Origin of the sequence: Loktanella sp. M215, from assembly GCF_021735925.1 — a bacterium.
Lineage (GTDB): Bacteria > Pseudomonadota > Alphaproteobacteria > Rhodobacterales > Rhodobacteraceae > Loktanella.
The window spans coordinates 1,812,422-1,829,385 of the sequence record NZ_WMEA01000001.1 but is presented as its reverse complement, the minus strand read 5'-3'; the positions used below and the strand labels follow the sequence as shown (position 1 = coordinate 1,829,385).

Genomic DNA, 16,964 nt, shown 5'->3' with positions numbered 1-16,964 from the left:
CGCAGCATCCGCTGCGGGCCTTCTTTAAAACGGTCGCTCCAGTGCGAAGAACTGGTGAACGACATCTGGGTGTGATGTCACGGATGCGATCTTTGCAGACCGCATCCGTGGGGCAATCCGGTCGGGGCAGACGCCCCGGCGCCGGATCTTACATCATGCCGCCCATGCCGCCCATGCCGCCCATGTCTCCCATGCCGCCGCCGTTGCCGCTGTCCTTGGACGGACGATCGGCAACCATGGCTTCGGTGGTGATCAGCAGGCCTGCAACCGATGCTGCGTCCTGCAGCGCGGTGCGGACGACCTTGGCCGGGTCGATGACGCCGAACTTGAACATGTCGCCATATTCTTCGGTCTGCGCGTTGAAGCCGAAGGTCGGATCATTGCTTTCGCGGATCTTGCCCGCCACAACCGAACCGTCCACGCCGGAGTTTTCGGCGATCTGACGCAGCGGTGCTTCCAGCGCCTTGCGGATGATCGAGATGCCGACGTCCTGATCGGAGTTCGCACCCTTCAGACCGTCAAGCGCCTTGCCAGCCTGCACCAGAGCGACACCGCCACCAACGACGACACCTTCTTGCACAGCAGCGCGGGTTGCGTTCAGCGCGTCGTCGACGCGGTCCTTACGCTCTTTCACTTCGACTTCGGACATGCCGCCGACGCGGATCACGGCAACACCGCCGGCCAGCTTGGCCACGCGCTCTTGCAGTTTCTCTTTGTCGTAATCGGACGTGGTCTCTTCGATCTGGCCGCGGATCTGGTTGACCCGTGCTTCGATCTCGGCCTTTTCGCCAGCACCGTCGATGATGGTGGTGGTGTCCTTCGTGATCGTGACGCGCTTGGCAGAACCCAGCATGTCGATCGTCACGTTTTCCAGCTTCATGCCGAGGTCTTCGGAGATCACCTGACCGCCTGTCAGGATCGCGATGTCCTGCAGCATGGCCTTGCGACGGTCACCGAAGCCCGGTGCCTTGACGGCGGCGATCTTCAGGCCGCCACGCAGCTTGTTGACGACCAGCGTGGCCAGAGCCTCGCCTTCGACGTCTTCCGAGATGATCAGCAGCGGCTTCTGCGACTGGATGACCGACTCGAGCAGCGGGACCATCGGCTGCAGCGACGACAGCTTCTTTTCGTGCAGCAGGATGATCACGTCATCCAGCTCTGCCGTCATCTTTTCGGTGTTGGTGGTGAAGTAGGGCGACAGGTAGCCGCGGTCGAACTGCATGCCTTCGACGACATCGGTCTCGGTCTCGAGGCCCTTGTTCTCTTCGACGGTGATGACACCCTCGTTGCCGACCTTCTGCATCGCGTCAGCGATCTGACGGCCGATTTCGGCTTCGCCGTTGGCCGAGATGGTGCCGACCTGCGCGACTTCGTCGCTGTCGGTCACGTCACGGGCGGCGGCCTTGATGGCTTCGACGACCTTGGCGGTGGCCAGGTCGATGCCGCGCTTCAGGTCCATCGGGTTCATGCCGGCGGCGACGGACTTCATGCCTTCGCGGACGATGGCTTGGGCCAGAACAGTCGCTGTGGTCGTGCCGTCACCGGCTTCGTCGTTGGTGCGCGACGCGACTTCCTTGACCATCTGTGCGCCCATGTTCTCGAACTTGTCGTCCAGTTCGATTTCCTTGGCGACAGACACACCGTCCTTCGTGATGCGCGGTGCGCCGAAGGACTTGTCGAGGACGACGTTACGACCCTTGGGGCCCAGCGTCACCTTGACGGCGTCTGCGAGGATGTTCACGCCCTTGAGCATGCGATTGCGGGCGTCGGTGCCGAATTTGACGTCTTTAGCTGCCATTTTCATGTGCTCCTTGAAATTTCAGTAGTGTGGAAAAGCGGTGGGCGTTGCCAACCCGCCCCGGCATCACGCGATGCCAAGGCATCCGGCGGCATTACATGATGCCGAGGATGTCGCTTTCCTTCATGATCAGCAGGTCTTCGCCATCGAGCTTGACCTCGGTGCCGGACCATTTGCCGAACAGGATCTTGTCGCCAGCCTTCACGGCCATTTCGATCAGCTCGCCGTTGTCCTTGCGGGCACCGGTGCCGACGGAAACGATCTCGCCTTCGGCGGGCTTTTCCTTGGCGGAATCAGGAATGATCAGACCGCCCTTGGTCTTGTCTTCGCCTTCGATGCGACGGACCAGCACGCGGTCGTGCAGAGGTTTGAATGCCATCTTGTGAACCTTCCTACGTTTCGTTGTCATGTCGTTAGCACTCACCTTGGTCGAGTGCCAGCGACGGTTAGTTAGGCGCGCTGCGACCATCTGTCAACCGGATTGACGGGGGTCGTTTCTGCTACGAACAGCGCATTGGCGGATCGTGGCCGTCTGGCGTAACATTCCCGCGACACCCCGCCAGAGAGGGCCTCATGCGCATTATCCTGACCGCCCTGCTGACGCTCCTCGCGCTGCCCGTCCAGGCCCTGTGCGACGGACCCGATATTCGCGAAAGATTCTCCGCTGCCGATCGCGCTGCGGTCGCGGCAGCGGTGGCACAGGCGCCCTTTGCGCAGGGGACCCAATTCAATGCGGAAAAAGCCGGATCGCAGATCACGGTGATCGGCACGATGCACCTTTACGACCCGCGGCTTCTGCCGCTGGCGAACCGTGTCGCCACCCGCGTGGCCGCCAGCGACCTGCTGCTGGTCGAGGCCGGCCCCGAAGAAGAGGCCGCCCTGACGCAGGCGATGGCGACCGACCCCATGCTGATGTTCATGCCCGATGGCCCCACCCTGCCCGAACGGCTGGACGAGCCGACATGGCAGGCCGTGGCGCAAGCGGTCAGCGACCGTGGTTTGCCCGCCGTCCTCGCCTCGCGCCTGCAACCCTGGTACGTGTCGCTGGTGCTGGCGGTGCCACCCTGCGCCTCGTCCGAGCTGGCGGCAGGGCGCAAAGGGCTGGACGGCATGATCATCTCTCAGGCGCAGACCGCCGGCGTCCCGGTCGTCGCACTGGAACCCTGGGACACGCTGTTCAACCTCATGCGCGCCGACCCCATCGACGTGCAACTGGACCAGTTGCGCCTGTCTCTGTCTCCGCCCGAACTGCAGCAAGAGATGTTCGCCTCGATGCTGGACAGCTACTTTGCCGGTGACATCGCCGCCCTGTGGGAGGTCAGCCGCGTCGCCACGCACCTCATTCCCGGTATCGATCCCGCGGCCGCCGACGCGCTTTTCGATGCGTCAGAGCGTGCTCTTCTGGTCGATCGCAACCGGGCATGGCTCCCCCATATCACCAAGGCTGCCGCGACCCACGACCGGATTACGGTCGCCGTCGGCGCGGCGCACCTGCAGGGGCAGGATGGCATCCTCAATCTGCTGACACAGGCGGGCTGGACCGTCTCACGGCTCGACTAGCTCTCGCTCCAGTCCGCCAGCCCCTGTCGTCCGGCCGGTGTCAGATCGTAGATCCCGCGACTGACCCGCCGAAACCAGCCGTAATGATCCGCCGCCATGATCCGTGTGGCCTCCGGTACCTCGGCCCAGTCCTTGATCCGCGCGCCCGTCGACGGTCCATGCACCGCAAGAAACCGCGCGCAGGCGATCGCATCCTGCCGGTACCCGGTCACCAGCCCGTGCCGCGTCGCACCGCCCGCATTCGGATCGCCCTTCAGCCGCGTAAACGCCTTGCGCAGGGCCTTTGCCTTCTTCGGCGATTTGCGCGGCGTGAACGGCGCGGGATCGGCCAGCACCTCCACGAACCCGTCGCGCAGCCGGACCGTCATCACACCCAGCCGCAGCCGCCGCGCCAGCCCGACGTTGGCCAGCAGCGCCTTGCGCTGCCCCCCCGCAGGCACCGCCAGATAGACCTGATCCGTGATCGCCTGCCGGGCGATGCCCTGATGGAACAGCGTCAGCGAAAACCCCAGCTTCAGCTCGACCACCAGCGTCTCGGCATCCTTCACGGCCACGATATCCGCCGCACCAACCTCGCCCTTGACGTCATAGCCCATCGCAACCAGATGCGCCTTGAGGTGCGGATAAAGGTCCGCTTCGCGTGGATTGGTCATGTTCCCCCCGACCTGCGTGACAGCACGGTACATCGCCCGTATAAGGCGGCAAAATATCCCTGAGCATAGGCGAAATGACAATGACCACCCTGATCTTCGGCCACAAATCCCCTGACACCGATTCAACCGGATCCCCCCTGATCTGGGAATGGTTCCTCAAGGATGCGGGCGTCGATGCCAAGGCCGTGCTGCTGGGCCAGCCCAATACAGAGGCCGCCTTCGTCGCCAAACGCTGGGGTTTCGAGCAGCCAGAGATCGTGCGTGACGTCACCGACGGTCAGGCCTGCGTCATCGTCGATACCAACAACCCTGCGGAACTGCCCGAAAACATCAACGGCGCCGACGTGCAGGCGATCATCGACCACCATCTGCTGGTCGGCGGGATCAAGACAAAGGGCCCGATCGATGTCACGATCCGCCCGCTGGCCTGCACCGCCACGATCATGCACCAACTGATGGGCGACAAGGCCGCGAAGATGCCCGAAGGCATCAAGGGCCTGATGCTGTCCTGCATCCTGTCCGACACCCTCGCCTTCCGCTCGCCCACCACGACACCGGTGGACAAGGCACTGGCCGAGGACCTCGCCGCCGATCTGGGCATCGACATCACCGCCTACGCGGATGAGATGTTCGCCGCCAAATCCGACGTCAGCGCATTCTCCGATGCGGAGCTGCTGCGCATGGATTCCAAGGAATACGAGATCGACGGCACCAAATTCCGGGTCTCTGTCCTCGAAACCACCTCCCCCGCCGCGATCCTCGACCGCAAGGATGCCCTCGTCGCCGCAATGCCCGCCGTCGCGGCAGAGGACGGCGTCGATCAGGTCCTGCTTTTCGTCGTGGACATCATCCGCGAAGAAGCCACGATGCTGCTGCCCAACGACCTGACCAAGCAGGTCGCCAAGGCCTCCTTCGACGCAGACACCTCCACCGACACGGTCGTCCTGCCCGGCGTGATGAGCCGCAAGAAGCAGATCATCCCGCACCTCAAGAAATAAGCCTCCTCGCTTTTTTCAAAATACTCCCGCCGGAGGCTCCAGCGTCAGCCTCCGGCACCCACCTTTCCGCAGTCATCCGACCAGATAAACTCCCGCCGGAGGCTCCGACACCGCATCTGGCGCCCCCTTCCCCAAAAAGGCACCGCCATGACCCAGATCGTCCACAGCTTCCTCGACATCGCCGGCGAATATGACGCGGCCTTCGTCGACCTCTGGGGCTGCATGCACAATGGCCTCACGGCCTTTCCGGACGCGGTCAAGGCGATGCAGGATTACCGCGGGGCCGGGGGGCGTGTGGTGCTGGTCACGAACTCACCGCGCCCCTGGACCTCCGTGCAGCCGCAGATCCAGCGCATGGGCGTGCCGGACGATTGCTGGGACGCCATCGCGACCTCCGGCGATTCGGCGCGGGCGGCCATGTTCGAAGGTGCTGTCGGCTCCGACGTCTGGTTCATCGGCGAAGATCACGATCAGAGTTTTTTCAAACCGATGAACCTGCTGAAAGATCCTGTCACCATCCGTCAGGTGCCGCTGGATCAGGCACAGGGCATCGTCTGCTGCGGCCCGACCGATCCCCATGCAGACCCTGCGGTCTATCGCCCACAATTTCTCGCCGCCAAGCAGCGCGGCCTCAAACTGCTCTGCGCCAATCCCGACATCGTCGTGGACCGCGGCGAAAGCCGCGAATGGTGCGCCGGCGCGCTGGCGAAACTCTATACAGAAATGGGCGGCGAAAGCCTCTATTTCGGCAAGCCCCATCCCCCGATCTATGACTTGGCCCGCCGCAGGCTGGCGGCGCTGGACGGCGGCGCGGACGCGTCCCGGATCATCTGCATCGGCGATGGCATCCACACCGATATTCTCGGCGCCCAGCAAGAGGACCTCGATTCCCTCTTCATCACCGGCGGGCTGGCCGCGGCCGAGACGGAAACTGCGGACAAGCACCCAGCAGGCCCGGCCCTCGAAGCCTTCCTCGCCACGGAACGGGTCAGCCCCACCTACGCCATCGGTTTCCTGCGTTAAACTTTCGGACGGGTTGACTTCGCGCGACATCAGCGCAATTAAGTTACAAAATGCCCGCCTTACGCGATGGTTTGTAACGTGAAGGAACCCGAGATGCTGGACAACGCCCCCCGCGGCACGATCGTGATCGAGGATCTGGCCGTTGGCATGATGCGCAGCCTGCGCAAGGTCGTGACCGACGAAGATATCGAGATGTTCGCCCAGGTCAGCACCGACCGGAACCCCGTGCATCTGGATGACGCCTACGCCCGTGACACGATCTTCGAAGGCCGCATCGCCCACGGCATGCTGACCGCTGGTCTGATCTCTGCCGTCATCGGCGAGCAGCTGCCCGGACATGGCACCGTCTACCTTGGCCAGACCCTGCGATTCCTCGCCCCCGTGCGCCCCGGCGACATGGTCACGGCAGAGGTCGAAGTCACAGCCATCGACTACGCCAAGCGCAAGGTCACGATGGAAACCCGCTGCCTTGTCGACGGCAAGAAGGTCCTGACTGGCGAAGCCATCGTGCTGGCCCCCTCGGCCAAGTTCGACTGACACCGCAAAGGCACGCCCCGCCGCTTGCACCTGCAGCATCACCGCGCTACGCAATCGCATGCGTATCATCCGTGACACCCTCTACCTCGACCCTGCCGATCGCGGCGCTGCCGCAGCCATCGGAAATTTCGACGGCGTGCATCTGGGCCACCGCGCCGTGATCGACGCCGCCCGCGCGGCTGCAACGACGCTGAACGCCCCCTTGGGCCTGATGACGTTCGAACCGCATCCGCGCCAACTCTTCGCCCCCGATGCCCCCCCGTTCCGGCTGATGAACGCCGAGGCGCGCGCCAACGAACTGGCCAAGCAGGGCGTCGAAAAGCTTTACGAGGTGCCGTTCAACACGGCGCTGATCGCGCTGACACCGCAGGACTTCGCACAGACGATCATCCACGACCGTCTGGGCCTTGCCCATGTCGTCGTGGGTGCCGATTTCTGCTTTGGCAAGGACCGTGCCGGCAACGCTGCCGACCTGCAACGCTTTGGCGCGGACATGGGGTTCGGTGTCACCGTCGCTCCCATGGTCCAACTGGCCGCAGGCCGCGTCAGCTCTACCGCGATCCGTCAGGCACTGACCGATGGCCGCCCCCGGGACGCGGCCGCCATGCTGGGCCACTGGCACCGCATCGTGGGCGAGGTCATCCGCGGCGATCAACGCGGACGAGAGCTGGGTTATCCGACCGCCAACATGTCCATCGTCGGTCTGCATCCGCCGAAATTCGGCGTCTACGCCGTGCGCGTGGACATCGCCAGCGGCCCGCACAAGGGCCGCTACAACGGCGCCGCCAGCATCGGCGTGCGTCCCATGTTCAACGGCGACGAGCCCAACTGCGAAACCTTCATCTTCGACTTCAAGGGCGACCTTTACGGTCAGCACATCAGCGTGGCCCTCGTGGACTACCTGCGACCGGAAATGACATTCGACGGCCTGCCCGCGCTGATCGACCAGATGGACGCCGACTGCGCCCGCGCGCGCGAAATCCTGTCCCATGTCTGACGCCCCCAAACCTGACGCCCCCAAACCTGATGCCATCGACCGTAGCGGGTTGCGCCCCCGGTTCTGGAAGACCGTCCCGATGGCCAAGCTGTCCCGCCCCGAGTGGGAAGCGCTGTGCGACGGCTGCGGCAAATGCTGCCTGAACAAGCTCGAAGACGAAGACACCGGCGAAGTGGCCCTCACCCGCGTCGCCTGCCGGTTGCTGGACAACGAAACCTGCCTGTGCGCCCAGTATCCGATCCGACACAAGTTCGTCCCCGAATGCATCGTCCTGACGCCCAGAACGATCAAGGACAACATGTACTGGCTGCCGCAGACCTGCGCCTATCGCCTCGTGGCCGAAGGCCGCGACCTTTATCCGTGGCACCCCCTGCTGACCGGCGATCCGAACAGCCCCCACGACGCAGGCGTCACCATGCGCGGCCAGACCCTCTCAGAGGTCGAGGTCGACGACGAAGACTGGGAAGACAACATCATCGAGGAGCCGACCTGAATGTTCTTTGCCTCTGACAATGCCGGCCCCGCGCATCCAAAAGTGATGGACGCGCTGGTCGCCGCCAACCAGGGATACGCCAGCGGCTACGGTGCCGACGCGCCCATGGTCGAAGTGCGCCAGATGATCCGCGACATCTTCGAGGCACCCGATGCCGCCGTGCATCTGGTCGCCACCGGCACCGCCGCCAACGCCCTGACGCTCGCCACCCTGTCCAACCCGTGGGAGGCGATTTTCTGCACCCCCATGGCGCATATCCACGAAGATGAATGCAACGCGCCGGAATTCTATACCGGCGGCGCCAAGCTGGCACTGGTCGAGGCCGTCGACGCCAAGATGACCGCCCCCACCCTTCTGGCCGCGATCGAGAGCGAGGAAACCCGCGGCGTCCACGGCCCCCAGCGCGGTCCGGTCTCGATCACGCAGGCGACGGAAAAGGGCACGGTCTACACCACGGCAGAGCTGATGGCCCTGACGGACGTGGCGCACTCTTTCGGCCTCAAGACACATCTCGACGGTGCGCGGTTCACAAATGCTCTCGTCTCCCTCGGCTGCACCCCGGCCGAAATGACGTGGAAAGCGGGCATCGACGCCGTCAGCTTCGGTGGCACCAAGAACGGCCTGATCGGGGTCGAGGCCTGCATTTTCTTCGACCCCGCCGTGTCGAAACAGTTCGAGCTGCGGCGCAAGCGCGGCGCACACCTGTTTTCAAAGCACCGGTATCTGTCCGCGCAGATGCATGCCTATCTGACCGACAATCTGTGGCTGGACATGGCCCGTCAGGCCAACGCCGCCTGCGCCCGTCTGATCCGCGGGCTTGAGGATGTGCCGCAGGTCGAAATCCAGTTCTCGCCGCAGTCCAACCTCGTGTTCTTCACAGCACCCCGGTCAGTGCACCAGCGCGCGCTGCAGGCGGGTGCGGTCTATTACGTCATGGGCGGCGATCCCGACAGCGGCCCCGCCGACGAGCGTCTGACCGGGCGACTGGTCTGCGACTGGTCCTGCGATCACGGCGCGATTGACCGCTTTATCGCGCATCTGAAGCCATAAGCGCCGCAACCGCCGCGGTGTCGGTCATCGGCACCATGTGACCGGCCCCGGCCACCACATGATCGCGCGCCTGCGGCACCGCGGCGCAGATCGCGGCATGAATGGCCGGGATGATCGGTGGAGACATCTCTCCCCTGATCAGGCTGACGGGCACCGCAAGGTCCGTCAGCCGCGCGCCGACCCCGTGCACGTCGTCCTGAATGGCGGGGACCCCTGCCATGATCAGGGGCATCCGCCGGGCGAAGGCGGCCCGCGTATGGTCCGGCATTGCCGCCCAAGCGCCACAGCCCCAGTCGCCGTGGAACAGGCGGGCTGCCCTTTCCAGATCGCCTGCGTCATAGGCCGCATAGATCGGCGCAAACCGCGCCAGATGATCGGCGCGGGCGGCGGCATCCGTGGCCAGCGCAAAATACACAGGCTCGATCAGCGTCAGCCGCGCGACCCGGTCCGGATGGTCAAGCGCCATCCGCAGCGCCACTGTGGCACCGAAGGAATGGCCGATGACATGCAGTGGGCGGTCACACAGATCGACCGCCGCCGCCAGATTGGCGCTTTGGTAATCCTCTCGACCGTCCCAATCCTGCGATTTGCCATGCCCCAGCAGATCCATCAGGACCGAATCGCCGGGCAAGGTCTGCGCCAGCGGCAGCAGCGCCTCTGACCGGGCCAGCGTGCAATGCAGCAACAAATTCCGCACGTCTTCCCCGGTGCGGATCACGTTCACATCCGAACCGCCATGCGCCGCGACAGGCATCACACGCGGCCGGCCAGATGCGCCTCAAGGTCGTCCAGCCGGTCCTCTCCCCAGAACCGCTGGTCGGTATCGGTGATGAAGAACGGCGCACCGAAGACGCCAAGGCGCACCGCCTCCTCGGTATTGCGGTGATAGGCCTCGGCCCCGGCCAGCAAACCGCTGTCGGCCAGCTTGGGATCGAAATCCGCGGCGGTCAGGCAATCGCGGATCACGTCGTCGTCGGCAATGTCGCGATCCTGCGCCCAGCAGGCCGCCGTCAGATTGGCGACCAGCGCCGCCATGCGTCCACCTCCGGCCTCTTGTGCCGCGATGATCGCATAGGAACTGGGGGCCGGATTGGTCGGGAAATGCGCGGGCTTCACCTTCAACGGCAGCCCCAGCAGCACCGACCGGCGATGCAGGTCCTGCAGGCGATAGTCCTGCCTGCTCGGGTGGCGCTCCGGGACCGGCTGACCGCCGGTGCGGGAAAACACGCTCATCAGATCGACCGGGCGATAGGTGATCGTGGCGCCGTGGGCATTGGCAATCTCGGCCGGCCGCACGCCGCAGAGGTAGGTGTACGGACTGATCGTGGCGAAGAAGTAATCGATGTGAGCCATTTCGGTCAGCCTTTCGGGTGTTGATGTTTTCGGGACCGTAGCGGTGTGCTAGGCGGTGTCAACGCGGGCGATTCCGCGGCAGCTCCACAAGGACCGATCCATGGCGAACATGCATGAACCCAAGCTGATTTCCGGCAACGCAAACAGGCCGCTGGCCGAAGCCGTCGCCGCGCGCATGTCGATGCACCGCGGCATGGACGTCAGCCTTGTCGACGCCCGCGTCGAACGGTTCAACGACGGCGAAATCTTCGTCGAAGTCTTCGAAAACGTGCGCGGCGAGGATATGTACATCATCCAGCCCACGTCGAACCCGACGAACGACAACCTGATGGAACTGCTGATCATCGCCGACGCGTTGCGCCGGTCTTCGGCCGACCGGATCACCGCCGTCATGCCCTACTTCGGCTATGCCCGGCAGGATCGCCGCAGCAAGGCCCGCACCCCGATCACCGCCAAGCTGGTCGCGAACATTCTGGTCGAGGCCGGGGTCGAACGCGTCCTCACCCTTGACCTGCATGCCACGCAGATTCAGGGGTTCTTCGACATCCCCGTCGATAACCTTTACGCCAGCCCGCTTTGGGCGCTGGACGTGATGCACAATTTCAAGGGCAACATGGAAGAGGTGATGGTCGTGTCGCCCGATGTCGGCGGCGTAGCCCGCGCCCGCGATCTGGCGCAGCGGATCGGCGCCCCCCTGTCGATCGTCGACAAGCGCCGCGGCAAACCCGGCGAAGTGGCCGAAATGACCGTGATCGGTGACGTGAAGGACCGCGTCTGCCTGATCGTCGACGACCTTGTCGATACCGCTGGCACCCTCTGCAAGGCCGCCGAAGTGCTGATGGAAAACGGCGCCAAGGAGGTGCATTCCTACATCACCCACGGCGTGTTGTCGGGCCCCGCCGTCGACCGCGTCAGCAAGTCCGTGATGAAAAACCTCGTGATCACCGACACGATCCAGCCCAAGGCCGAAACCCTCGCCTGCCCCAATATCCGCATCGTGAAGACGGCGCCGATCTTTGCGCAGGCGATTCTGAACACCTGGAACGGCACCTCGGTGTCGTCGCTGTTCAACCACAAGACCCTGCAGCCGATCTACGAAGGCGTCTACAGCCGCTAAAGATCCCAGGTATCGTCGCTGGAAACAGCGCCGATACTGATCCAGGCCACCCGCACCCGCGCCACGCGGGTGTCGCCCCACGTCCGAAACACGATATCGAATCCGTCGCGGTCGATCTGTTCGGCGGTCACGTCCGCCCGGGCGTTGGCACCGCTCGCGATATCCCACATCGACAACGAGACCTGAACGACAGGGGCTACCTTGTAGCGCTCTGCGAAGGGGACGCGGTGACGGGTCAGGCGCGGCCCCTCGCCCGTCCACATCTCGCCCCCATCCTCGAAATCCGAAAACAGCACGAGGTCGCCCTGATCTATACCGACGATATGATGGCCGAATTTGCGCATCCTGATGGTCCTGAAATGACGTCTTGAAAAATGGTTTGACCAAGGTGATCAAAAACTTGAACCAGTAAATAAAAAAGGCCCCGCAGAACGGGGCCTTTCTGAAACTGTCACGTAAAAACAGCGATCAACCGAAGTTGGACTGCTTGGGGTCAAGTCCGATGTGGGTGCCCACTGCAACCATGTCGGCAATCAGCTTGGCCGCGTCATCGACGGGGCCCGGCTCATTCTCGAAATTGTCGCGCGCCTTCTTCAACTCGTCGTGGGCGTCCTTCATCATCGTGTCATAGACATCCTGAGACATCTCGCCACGCGGCAGCGCACTTTCGGCCAGCACGGAGACCGAGGTCGCCGTGATTTCCGCAAAGCCGCCGAGCACGACGTATTCGTCGGTGCCTTTGGCATGGACCACGCGCAGCACGCCGGGACGCAGGGTGGTGATGGTGGGCGCGTGGCCCGCCATCGCCGTCAGGTCGCCGTCGGCACCGGGGATTTGCACCTCGGAGGCCTCGACCGAGGCCAACCGGCGCTCGGGCGAGACGAGATCGAATTGCAGATGATCTGCCATGATCGCTCCTTACGCCGCGTCTGCGGCCATTTTCTCGGCTTTGGCCACGACCTGATCGATCCCGCCGACCATGTAGAAGGCACCTTCCGGCAGGTGATCATATTCACCGGCGACAACGGCCTTGAACGAAGAGATCGTGTCTTCCAGTGCCACCTGAACGCCCGGCGAACCGGTGAACACCTGTGCCACGTCGAAGGGCTGCGACAGGAAGCGCTCGATCTTGCGGGCGCGCGCCACGGTGATCTTGTCGTCCTCGGACAGTTCGTCCATCCCGAGGATGGCGATGATGTCCTGCAGCGACTTGTAGCGTTGCAGGATCTGCTGCACGTCGTTGGCGACCTTGTAGTGCTCTTCGCCCACGATGCCCGGATCGAGCAGACGCGAGGTGGAGTCCAGCGGGTCCACGGCCGGGTAGATGCCCTTTTCCGAGATCGCACGGTTCAGAACCGTGGTCGCATCGAGGTGGGCAAAGGACGTGGCGGGCGCCGGGTCGGTCAGGTCGTCGGCGGGCACATAGATGGCCTGCACGGACGTGATCGAACCGTTCTTGGTGGACGTGATGCGTTCCTGCATCTGGCCCATGTCCGTCGCCAGCGTCGGCTGGTAGCCCACGGCAGACGGGATACGACCCAGAAGTGCGGACACTTCGGACCCGGCCTGCGTGAACCGGAAGATGTTGTCCACAAAGAACAGTACGTCGGTGCCGGACTGGTCGCGGAACTGCTCTGCCATGGTCAGGCCGGACAGGGCGACGCGCATGCGGGCACCCGGCGGCTCGTTCATCTGACCGTAGACGAGCGCCACTTTGGACTTCGTCAGGTCTTCGGCGTTGATGACGCCGGATTCGATGAATTCATAGTAAAGGTCGTTGCCCTCACGGGTCCGCTCGCCCACGCCGGCGAACACGGAATAACCAGAGTGCACCTTGGCGATGTTGTTGATCAGTTCCTGGATCAGAACCGTCTTGCCCACGCCGGCACCGCCGAACAGGCCGATCTTGCCGCCTTTTGCATAGGGGGCCAGCAGGTCGATGACCTTGATGCCGGTCACCAGCACTTCGGACGCGGTCGACTGCGCCTCGAAGCTGGGGGCGACGTTGTGGATCGAACGACGCTCGGTCTCGCCGATCGGGCCCTTTTCGTCGACGGGATCGCCGACCACGTTCATGATCCGGCCAAGGGTCGCGTCGCCCACGGGCACGGTGATCGTGTTGTCCATGTCGGTCACTTCCTGACCGCGGACCAGACCTTCGGTCGCGTCCATCGCGATGCAGCGGACGGTGTTCTCGCCCAGATGCTGGGCGACTTCGAGGGTCAGCAGCTTGCCGTTATTGTCGGTGGTCAGGGCGTTCAGGATTTCGGGCAGGTGATCCCCGAACTGGACGTCCACGACGGCGCCAATCACCTGCGTGATCTTGCCTTTTGCGTTTGCCATAAGTGTTTCTCCAGTCTTCTTAGAGCGCTTCCGCGCCCGAAATGATTTCGATCAGCTCGTTCGTGATCTTGGCCTGACGCGAGCGGTTATACTCGATGGTCAGGTCGTCGATCATGTCGCCGGCATTGCGTGTCGCGTTGTCCATGGCGGACATCCGTGCGCCCTGTTCGGACGCCGCGTTTTCCAGCAAGGCCGCAAAGATTTGCGTCGCCACGCCACGCGGCAGCAGATCGGCAAGGATCTCTTCTTCGCCGGGTTCGTAATCGTACAGGTTGCTGTCGGTATTCGCGTCAGCCACGGCCTCGAACTTGGCGGGAATGATCTGCTGTGCGGTCGGGTGCTGGGACACGACGTTCTCGAACCGCGCAAAGAAGATCGTCGCGATGTCGAATTCGCCGGCGTCGAACCGGTTCAGCACGTCGCGGGCGACCTTCTGCGCATCGGCATAGGACATCCGCTTGACGTCCGACATGTCGATGTGACCGACGAAATGATCGCCCAGATCGCGCCGCATGCTGTCGCGGCCTTTCTTGCCGACCGTCAGGATCTTGACGGTCTTGCCTTCGGCCAGAAGCTTTTTCGCACGGACACGCGCCAGCTTGGCAATGTTGGCATTGAAGCCACCGCACAACCCGCGTTCCGCCGTCATGACGACCAGCAGATGCGACAGGTCCGATCCGGTGCCGGCCAGCAGCTTCGGCGCAGAGGGCGAACCCTCTGCGGCCTGAGACAGACCTGCCATGACCGCGTTGAACCGCTCCGTATAGGGGCGCGCGGCCTCGGCGGCATCCTGTGCCCGCCGCAGTTTCGCGGCGGCCACCATCTGCATGGCCTTGGTGATCTTGCGGGTCGATTTGACCGACGCGATCCGGTTTTTAAGGTCCTTGAGACTAGGCAAAACCTAAACTCCTCTCTCGGGCAAAGGTTATGCGAAATCCTTGGCGAAGGCGTCGATGGCGGCCTTCAACTTGGCTTCTGCATCGCCCTTGATCTTGGGATCCTCGTTCGTGATCATGTCCAGCACGTCACGGCCCTGCGTACGCATGTGCTTCAGCAGACCGGCCTCGAAGCGACCGACCTGCTTGGTGTCGATCTTGTCGAGGTAACCTTTCGTGCCTGCATAGATGACGGTCACGATTTCGGCGTTGGTCAGCGGCGAATACTGCGGCTGCTTCATCAGTTCCGTCAGACGGGCACCACGGTTCAGCAGACGCTGGGTCGCGGCGTCGAGGTCGGACCCGAACTGCGCAAAGGCAGCCATTTCGCGGTACTGCGCCAGTTCCAGCTTCACCGGACCGGCGACAGACTTCATCGCGTTGGTCTGGGCGGCGGACCCGACGCGGGACACGGACAGACCGGTGTTCACGGCAGGGCGGATGCCCTGGAAGAACAGTTCCGTTTCCAGAAAGATCTGGCCGTCGGTGATCGAGATCACGTTCGTCGGAATGAACGCGGACACGTCGCCACCCTGCGTTTCGATGATCGGCAGTGCTGTCAACGAACCGGAGCCATTGTCTTCGTTCAGCTTTGCCGAACGCTCCAGCAGGCGAGAGTGGAGGTAGAACACGTCGCCCGGGTAGGCTTCACGGCCCGGCGGGCGGCGCAGCAGCAGCGACATCTGGCGATAGGACACGGCCTGCTTGGACAGGTCATCATAGATGATCAGGGCGTGCTTGCCGTTGTCACGGAAGAATTCGGCCATTGCGGTGGCAGAATACGGTGCCAGATACTGCATCGGCGCGGGGTCGGATGCGGTGGCTGCGACGATCGTGGTGTATTCGATCGCACCCGTCTCTTCCAGCTTCTTCACCAGCTGGGCAACGGTCGACCGCTTCTGGCCGATGGCGACATAGATGCAATACAGCTTTTCCGAGTCGTCCTTGGCCGCGTCGTTATACGACTTCTGGTTCAGGATCGTGTCGAGCGCCACGGCGGTCTTGCCGGTCTGACGGTCACCGATGATCAGCTCGCGCTGGCCACGGCCGATCGGGATCATGGCGTCGATGGACTTCAGGCCCGTCGGCATCGGCTCGTGCACGGATTTGCGCGGGATGATGCCCGGTGCCTTCACGTCGGCCACGCGACGCTCGGATGCGTCGATGGGGCCTTTGCCGTCCAGTGGGTTGCCAAGGCCGTCAACGACGCGTCCCAGCAGGCCCAGACCGGCGGGCACGTCCACGATGGACTTGGTGCGCTTGACGGTATCGCCTTCCTTGATGTCGCGGTCGGACCCGAAGATCACGACGCCGACGTTGTCGGATTCAAGGTTCAGGGCCATGCCGCGGATACCACCGGGGAATTCCACCATCTCGCCAGCCTGCACGGCATCGAGGCCATAGACGCGGGCGATACCGTCACCGACGGACAGCACGCGGCCAACCTCGGCGACTTCGGCATCCTGACCGAAGTTCTTGATCTGGTCCTTCAGGATCGCAGAGATTTCAGACGCTTGGATCGCCATTATCCGACCTCTTTCATGTTGTTCTGGAGTGCATTGAGTTTAGACGCGATCGACGTGTCGATCATGCGGGAGCCGATCTTGACGATCAGGCCACCCAGAATGGAGGCGTCCACGGTTTCCTTGATGCCGACGGTCTTGCCGAATGTCTCTGACAAGGTGCTGGCCAGTTTCTTTTTCTGGTCATCCGACAGGGCCGTTGCGGTCGTGACTTCTGCGGTCATCTCGCCACGGTCGGTGGCCAGCATGTCACGCAGGGTGCCGACGATGCCCGGCAGCACGAACAGCCGCCGCTTGTCGGCGAGCAGACCCATCAGATTCGTCATCGTTTCCGAGAGACCCATCTTGGCCGCAATCGCCTTCATGGCACCGGCCTGTTCGTCACGGCCATACAGCGGCGACGTGATCAGGTCGCGAAAATCCGAGCTCTCGGACAATGCGGCGTCAAGTGCATTGACGTCCTGCTCCATCGCCTTGAGATTGTTGCCTTCTTTGGCGATGTCGAACACTGCCGACGCATAGCGCCCGGCGATACCCTGTGTGATCGAAGCTGGTTCGGACACGTCCACCCTTCCGATATAAGG

19 protein-coding genes are annotated in these 16,964 nt (G+C 63.4%); 8 read left to right on the top strand and 11 right to left on the bottom strand.

Annotation, left to right across the window (positions count from 1 at the left end; genetic code table 11):
* Positions 1 to 148: 148 nt before the first annotated feature.
* Together groL and groES are read right to left on the bottom strand one after the other, a co-directional pair.
* The gene (gene groL, locus GLR48_RS08960; protein WP_237060922.1) at positions 149 to 1,798 is read right to left on the bottom strand and encodes a chaperonin GroEL; all 1,650 of its coding nucleotides are present in this window, start codon (positions 1,796 to 1,798) and stop codon (positions 149 to 151) included.
* A 94-nt stretch (positions 1,799 to 1,892) separates the two neighbouring features.
* Complete coding sequence (groES, locus tag GLR48_RS08955) at positions 1,893 to 2,177, bottom strand: co-chaperone GroES (RefSeq protein WP_237060921.1); 285 nt, start codon at positions 2,175 to 2,177, stop codon at positions 1,893 to 1,895.
* A 194-nt stretch (positions 2,178 to 2,371) separates the two neighbouring features.
* On the opposite strand from groES, the gene GLR48_RS08950 reads away from it, so the two are divergent.
* The gene (locus GLR48_RS08950) at positions 2,372 to 3,358 is read left to right on the top strand and encodes a TraB/GumN family protein (RefSeq protein ID WP_237060920.1); all 987 of its coding nucleotides are present in this window, start codon (positions 2,372 to 2,374) and stop codon (positions 3,356 to 3,358) included.
* On the opposite strand, the gene GLR48_RS08945 is transcribed toward GLR48_RS08950, so the two are convergent.
* Entirely contained in the window at positions 3,355 to 4,011 is a 657-nt protein-coding gene (locus tag GLR48_RS08945; protein WP_237060919.1) for a DUF2161 domain-containing phosphodiesterase, read from the bottom strand. The two genes, GLR48_RS08950 and GLR48_RS08945, sit on opposite strands and share 4 nt — an antisense overlap.
* A gap of 80 nt (positions 4,012 to 4,091) precedes the next feature.
* Here GLR48_RS08945 and GLR48_RS08940 point away from each other — a divergent pair, with 80 nt between their 5' ends.
* The 6 genes from GLR48_RS08940 (at position 4,092) to GLR48_RS08915 (ending at position 9,109) form a co-directional block, all read left to right on the top strand.
* Complete coding sequence (locus GLR48_RS08940) at positions 4,092 to 5,009, top strand: manganese-dependent inorganic pyrophosphatase (protein ID WP_237064471.1); 918 nt, start codon at positions 4,092 to 4,094, stop codon at positions 5,007 to 5,009.
* A 147-nt stretch (positions 5,010 to 5,156) separates the two neighbouring features.
* A complete protein-coding gene (locus GLR48_RS08935) occupies positions 5,157 to 6,032 on the top strand; it encodes a TIGR01459 family HAD-type hydrolase (RefSeq protein ID WP_237060918.1) in 876 nt (291 codons plus the stop codon).
* Between the two features lie 93 nt (positions 6,033 to 6,125).
* A complete protein-coding gene (locus tag GLR48_RS08930) occupies positions 6,126 to 6,569 on the top strand; it encodes a MaoC family dehydratase (RefSeq protein WP_237060917.1) in 444 nt (147 codons plus the stop codon).
* Positions 6,570 to 6,627: 58 nt separating this feature from the next.
* On the top strand, positions 6,628 to 7,566 hold the full coding sequence (locus GLR48_RS08925) for a bifunctional riboflavin kinase/FAD synthetase (RefSeq protein WP_237060916.1): 939 nt from the start codon (positions 6,628 to 6,630) through the stop codon (positions 7,564 to 7,566).
* On the top strand, positions 7,559 to 8,059 hold the full coding sequence (locus GLR48_RS08920; protein ID WP_237060915.1) for a YcgN family cysteine cluster protein: 501 nt from the start codon (positions 7,559 to 7,561) through the stop codon (positions 8,057 to 8,059). The genes GLR48_RS08925 and GLR48_RS08920 overlap by 8 nt, the downstream gene beginning before the upstream one ends.
* Entirely contained in the window at positions 8,060 to 9,109 is a 1,050-nt protein-coding gene (locus GLR48_RS08915) for a threonine aldolase family protein (protein WP_237060914.1), read from the top strand. It abuts the gene before it with no gap.
* Here GLR48_RS08915 and GLR48_RS08910 read toward each other — a convergent pair.
* Both GLR48_RS08910 and GLR48_RS08905 read right to left on the bottom strand, forming a co-directional pair.
* On the bottom strand, positions 9,087 to 9,863 hold the full coding sequence (locus tag GLR48_RS08910; RefSeq protein WP_237060913.1) for an alpha/beta fold hydrolase: 777 nt from the start codon (positions 9,861 to 9,863) through the stop codon (positions 9,087 to 9,089). The two genes, GLR48_RS08915 and GLR48_RS08910, sit on opposite strands and share 23 nt — an antisense overlap.
* Positions 9,863 to 10,462, bottom strand: coding sequence for a 2-hydroxychromene-2-carboxylate isomerase (locus GLR48_RS08905; protein ID WP_237060912.1), 600 nt, complete (start codon positions 10,460 to 10,462; stop codon positions 9,863 to 9,865). Before GLR48_RS08905 ends, GLR48_RS08910 begins: the two co-directional genes overlap by 1 nt.
* A 100-nt stretch (positions 10,463 to 10,562) precedes the next feature.
* On the opposite strand from GLR48_RS08905, the gene GLR48_RS08900 reads away from it, so the two are divergent.
* A complete protein-coding gene (locus GLR48_RS08900) occupies positions 10,563 to 11,579 on the top strand; it encodes a ribose-phosphate pyrophosphokinase (protein ID WP_272911385.1) in 1,017 nt (338 codons plus the stop codon).
* Here GLR48_RS08900 and GLR48_RS08895 read toward each other — a convergent pair.
* From GLR48_RS08895 to GLR48_RS08870, 6 genes are all read right to left on the bottom strand, one after another.
* The gene (locus GLR48_RS08895) at positions 11,576 to 11,923 is read right to left on the bottom strand and encodes an H-type lectin domain-containing protein (protein WP_237060911.1); all 348 of its coding nucleotides are present in this window, start codon (positions 11,921 to 11,923) and stop codon (positions 11,576 to 11,578) included. The two genes, GLR48_RS08900 and GLR48_RS08895, sit on opposite strands and share 4 nt — an antisense overlap.
* Before the next feature lie 124 nt (positions 11,924 to 12,047).
* The gene (locus tag GLR48_RS08890; RefSeq protein WP_237060910.1) at positions 12,048 to 12,488 is read right to left on the bottom strand and encodes a F0F1 ATP synthase subunit epsilon; all 441 of its coding nucleotides are present in this window, start codon (positions 12,486 to 12,488) and stop codon (positions 12,048 to 12,050) included.
* Between the two features lie 9 nt (positions 12,489 to 12,497).
* Positions 12,498 to 13,922: a F0F1 ATP synthase subunit beta gene (gene atpD / locus GLR48_RS08885; RefSeq protein WP_237060909.1), complete on the bottom strand. Its 1,425-nt coding sequence runs from the start codon at positions 13,920 to 13,922 to the stop codon at positions 12,498 to 12,500.
* Positions 13,923 to 13,941: 19 nt separating this feature from the next.
* Positions 13,942 to 14,820, bottom strand: a complete 879-nt coding sequence (locus GLR48_RS08880; protein ID WP_237060908.1) for a F0F1 ATP synthase subunit gamma — start codon at positions 14,818 to 14,820, stop codon at positions 13,942 to 13,944.
* Between the two features lie 27 nt (positions 14,821 to 14,847).
* The gene (atpA, locus tag GLR48_RS08875; RefSeq protein WP_237060907.1) at positions 14,848 to 16,383 is read right to left on the bottom strand and encodes a F0F1 ATP synthase subunit alpha; all 1,536 of its coding nucleotides are present in this window, start codon (positions 16,381 to 16,383) and stop codon (positions 14,848 to 14,850) included.
* Entirely contained in the window at positions 16,383 to 16,943 is a 561-nt protein-coding gene (locus tag GLR48_RS08870; RefSeq protein ID WP_237060906.1) for a F0F1 ATP synthase subunit delta, read from the bottom strand. Before GLR48_RS08870 ends, atpA begins: the two co-directional genes overlap by 1 nt.
* Between the last annotated feature and the right edge of the window lie 21 nt (positions 16,944 to 16,964).

Bases quoted from the DNA above. Each gene is read 5' to 3' on its own strand.
- groL (WP_237060922.1), bottom strand. From the start codon at position 1,798: ATGGCAGCTAAAGACGTCAAATTCGGCACCGACGCCCGCAATCGCATG.
- groES (WP_237060921.1), bottom strand. From the start codon at position 2,177: ATGGCATTCAAACCTCTGCACGACCGCGTGCTGGTCCGTCGCATCGAA.
- GLR48_RS08950 (WP_237060920.1), top strand. From the start codon at position 2,372: ATGCGCATTATCCTGACCGCCCTGCTGACGCTCCTCGCGCTGCCCGTC.
- GLR48_RS08945 (WP_237060919.1), bottom strand. From the start codon at position 4,011: ATGACCAATCCACGCGAAGCGGACCTTTATCCGCACCTCAAGGCGCAT.
- GLR48_RS08940 (WP_237064471.1), top strand. From the start codon at position 4,092: ATGACCACCCTGATCTTCGGCCACAAATCCCCTGACACCGATTCAACC.
- GLR48_RS08935 (WP_237060918.1), top strand. From the start codon at position 5,157: ATGACCCAGATCGTCCACAGCTTCCTCGACATCGCCGGCGAATATGAC.
- GLR48_RS08930 (WP_237060917.1), top strand. From the start codon at position 6,126: ATGCTGGACAACGCCCCCCGCGGCACGATCGTGATCGAGGATCTGGCC.
- GLR48_RS08925 (WP_237060916.1), top strand. From the start codon at position 6,628: ATGCGTATCATCCGTGACACCCTCTACCTCGACCCTGCCGATCGCGGC.
- GLR48_RS08920 (WP_237060915.1), top strand. From the start codon at position 7,559: ATGTCTGACGCCCCCAAACCTGACGCCCCCAAACCTGATGCCATCGAC.
- GLR48_RS08915 (WP_237060914.1), top strand. From the start codon at position 8,060: ATGTTCTTTGCCTCTGACAATGCCGGCCCCGCGCATCCAAAAGTGATG.
- GLR48_RS08910 (WP_237060913.1), bottom strand. From the start codon at position 9,863: ATGCCTGTCGCGGCGCATGGCGGTTCGGATGTGAACGTGATCCGCACC.
- GLR48_RS08905 (WP_237060912.1), bottom strand. From the start codon at position 10,462: ATGGCTCACATCGATTACTTCTTCGCCACGATCAGTCCGTACACCTAC.
- GLR48_RS08900 (WP_272911385.1), top strand. From the start codon at position 10,563: ATGGCGAACATGCATGAACCCAAGCTGATTTCCGGCAACGCAAACAGG.
- GLR48_RS08895 (WP_237060911.1), bottom strand. From the start codon at position 11,923: ATGCGCAAATTCGGCCATCATATCGTCGGTATAGATCAGGGCGACCTC.
- GLR48_RS08890 (WP_237060910.1), bottom strand. From the start codon at position 12,488: ATGGCAGATCATCTGCAATTCGATCTCGTCTCGCCCGAGCGCCGGTTG.
- atpD (WP_237060909.1), bottom strand. From the start codon at position 13,922: ATGGCAAACGCAAAAGGCAAGATCACGCAGGTGATTGGCGCCGTCGTG.
- atpA (WP_237060907.1), bottom strand. From the start codon at position 16,383: ATGGCGATCCAAGCGTCTGAAATCTCTGCGATCCTGAAGGACCAGATC.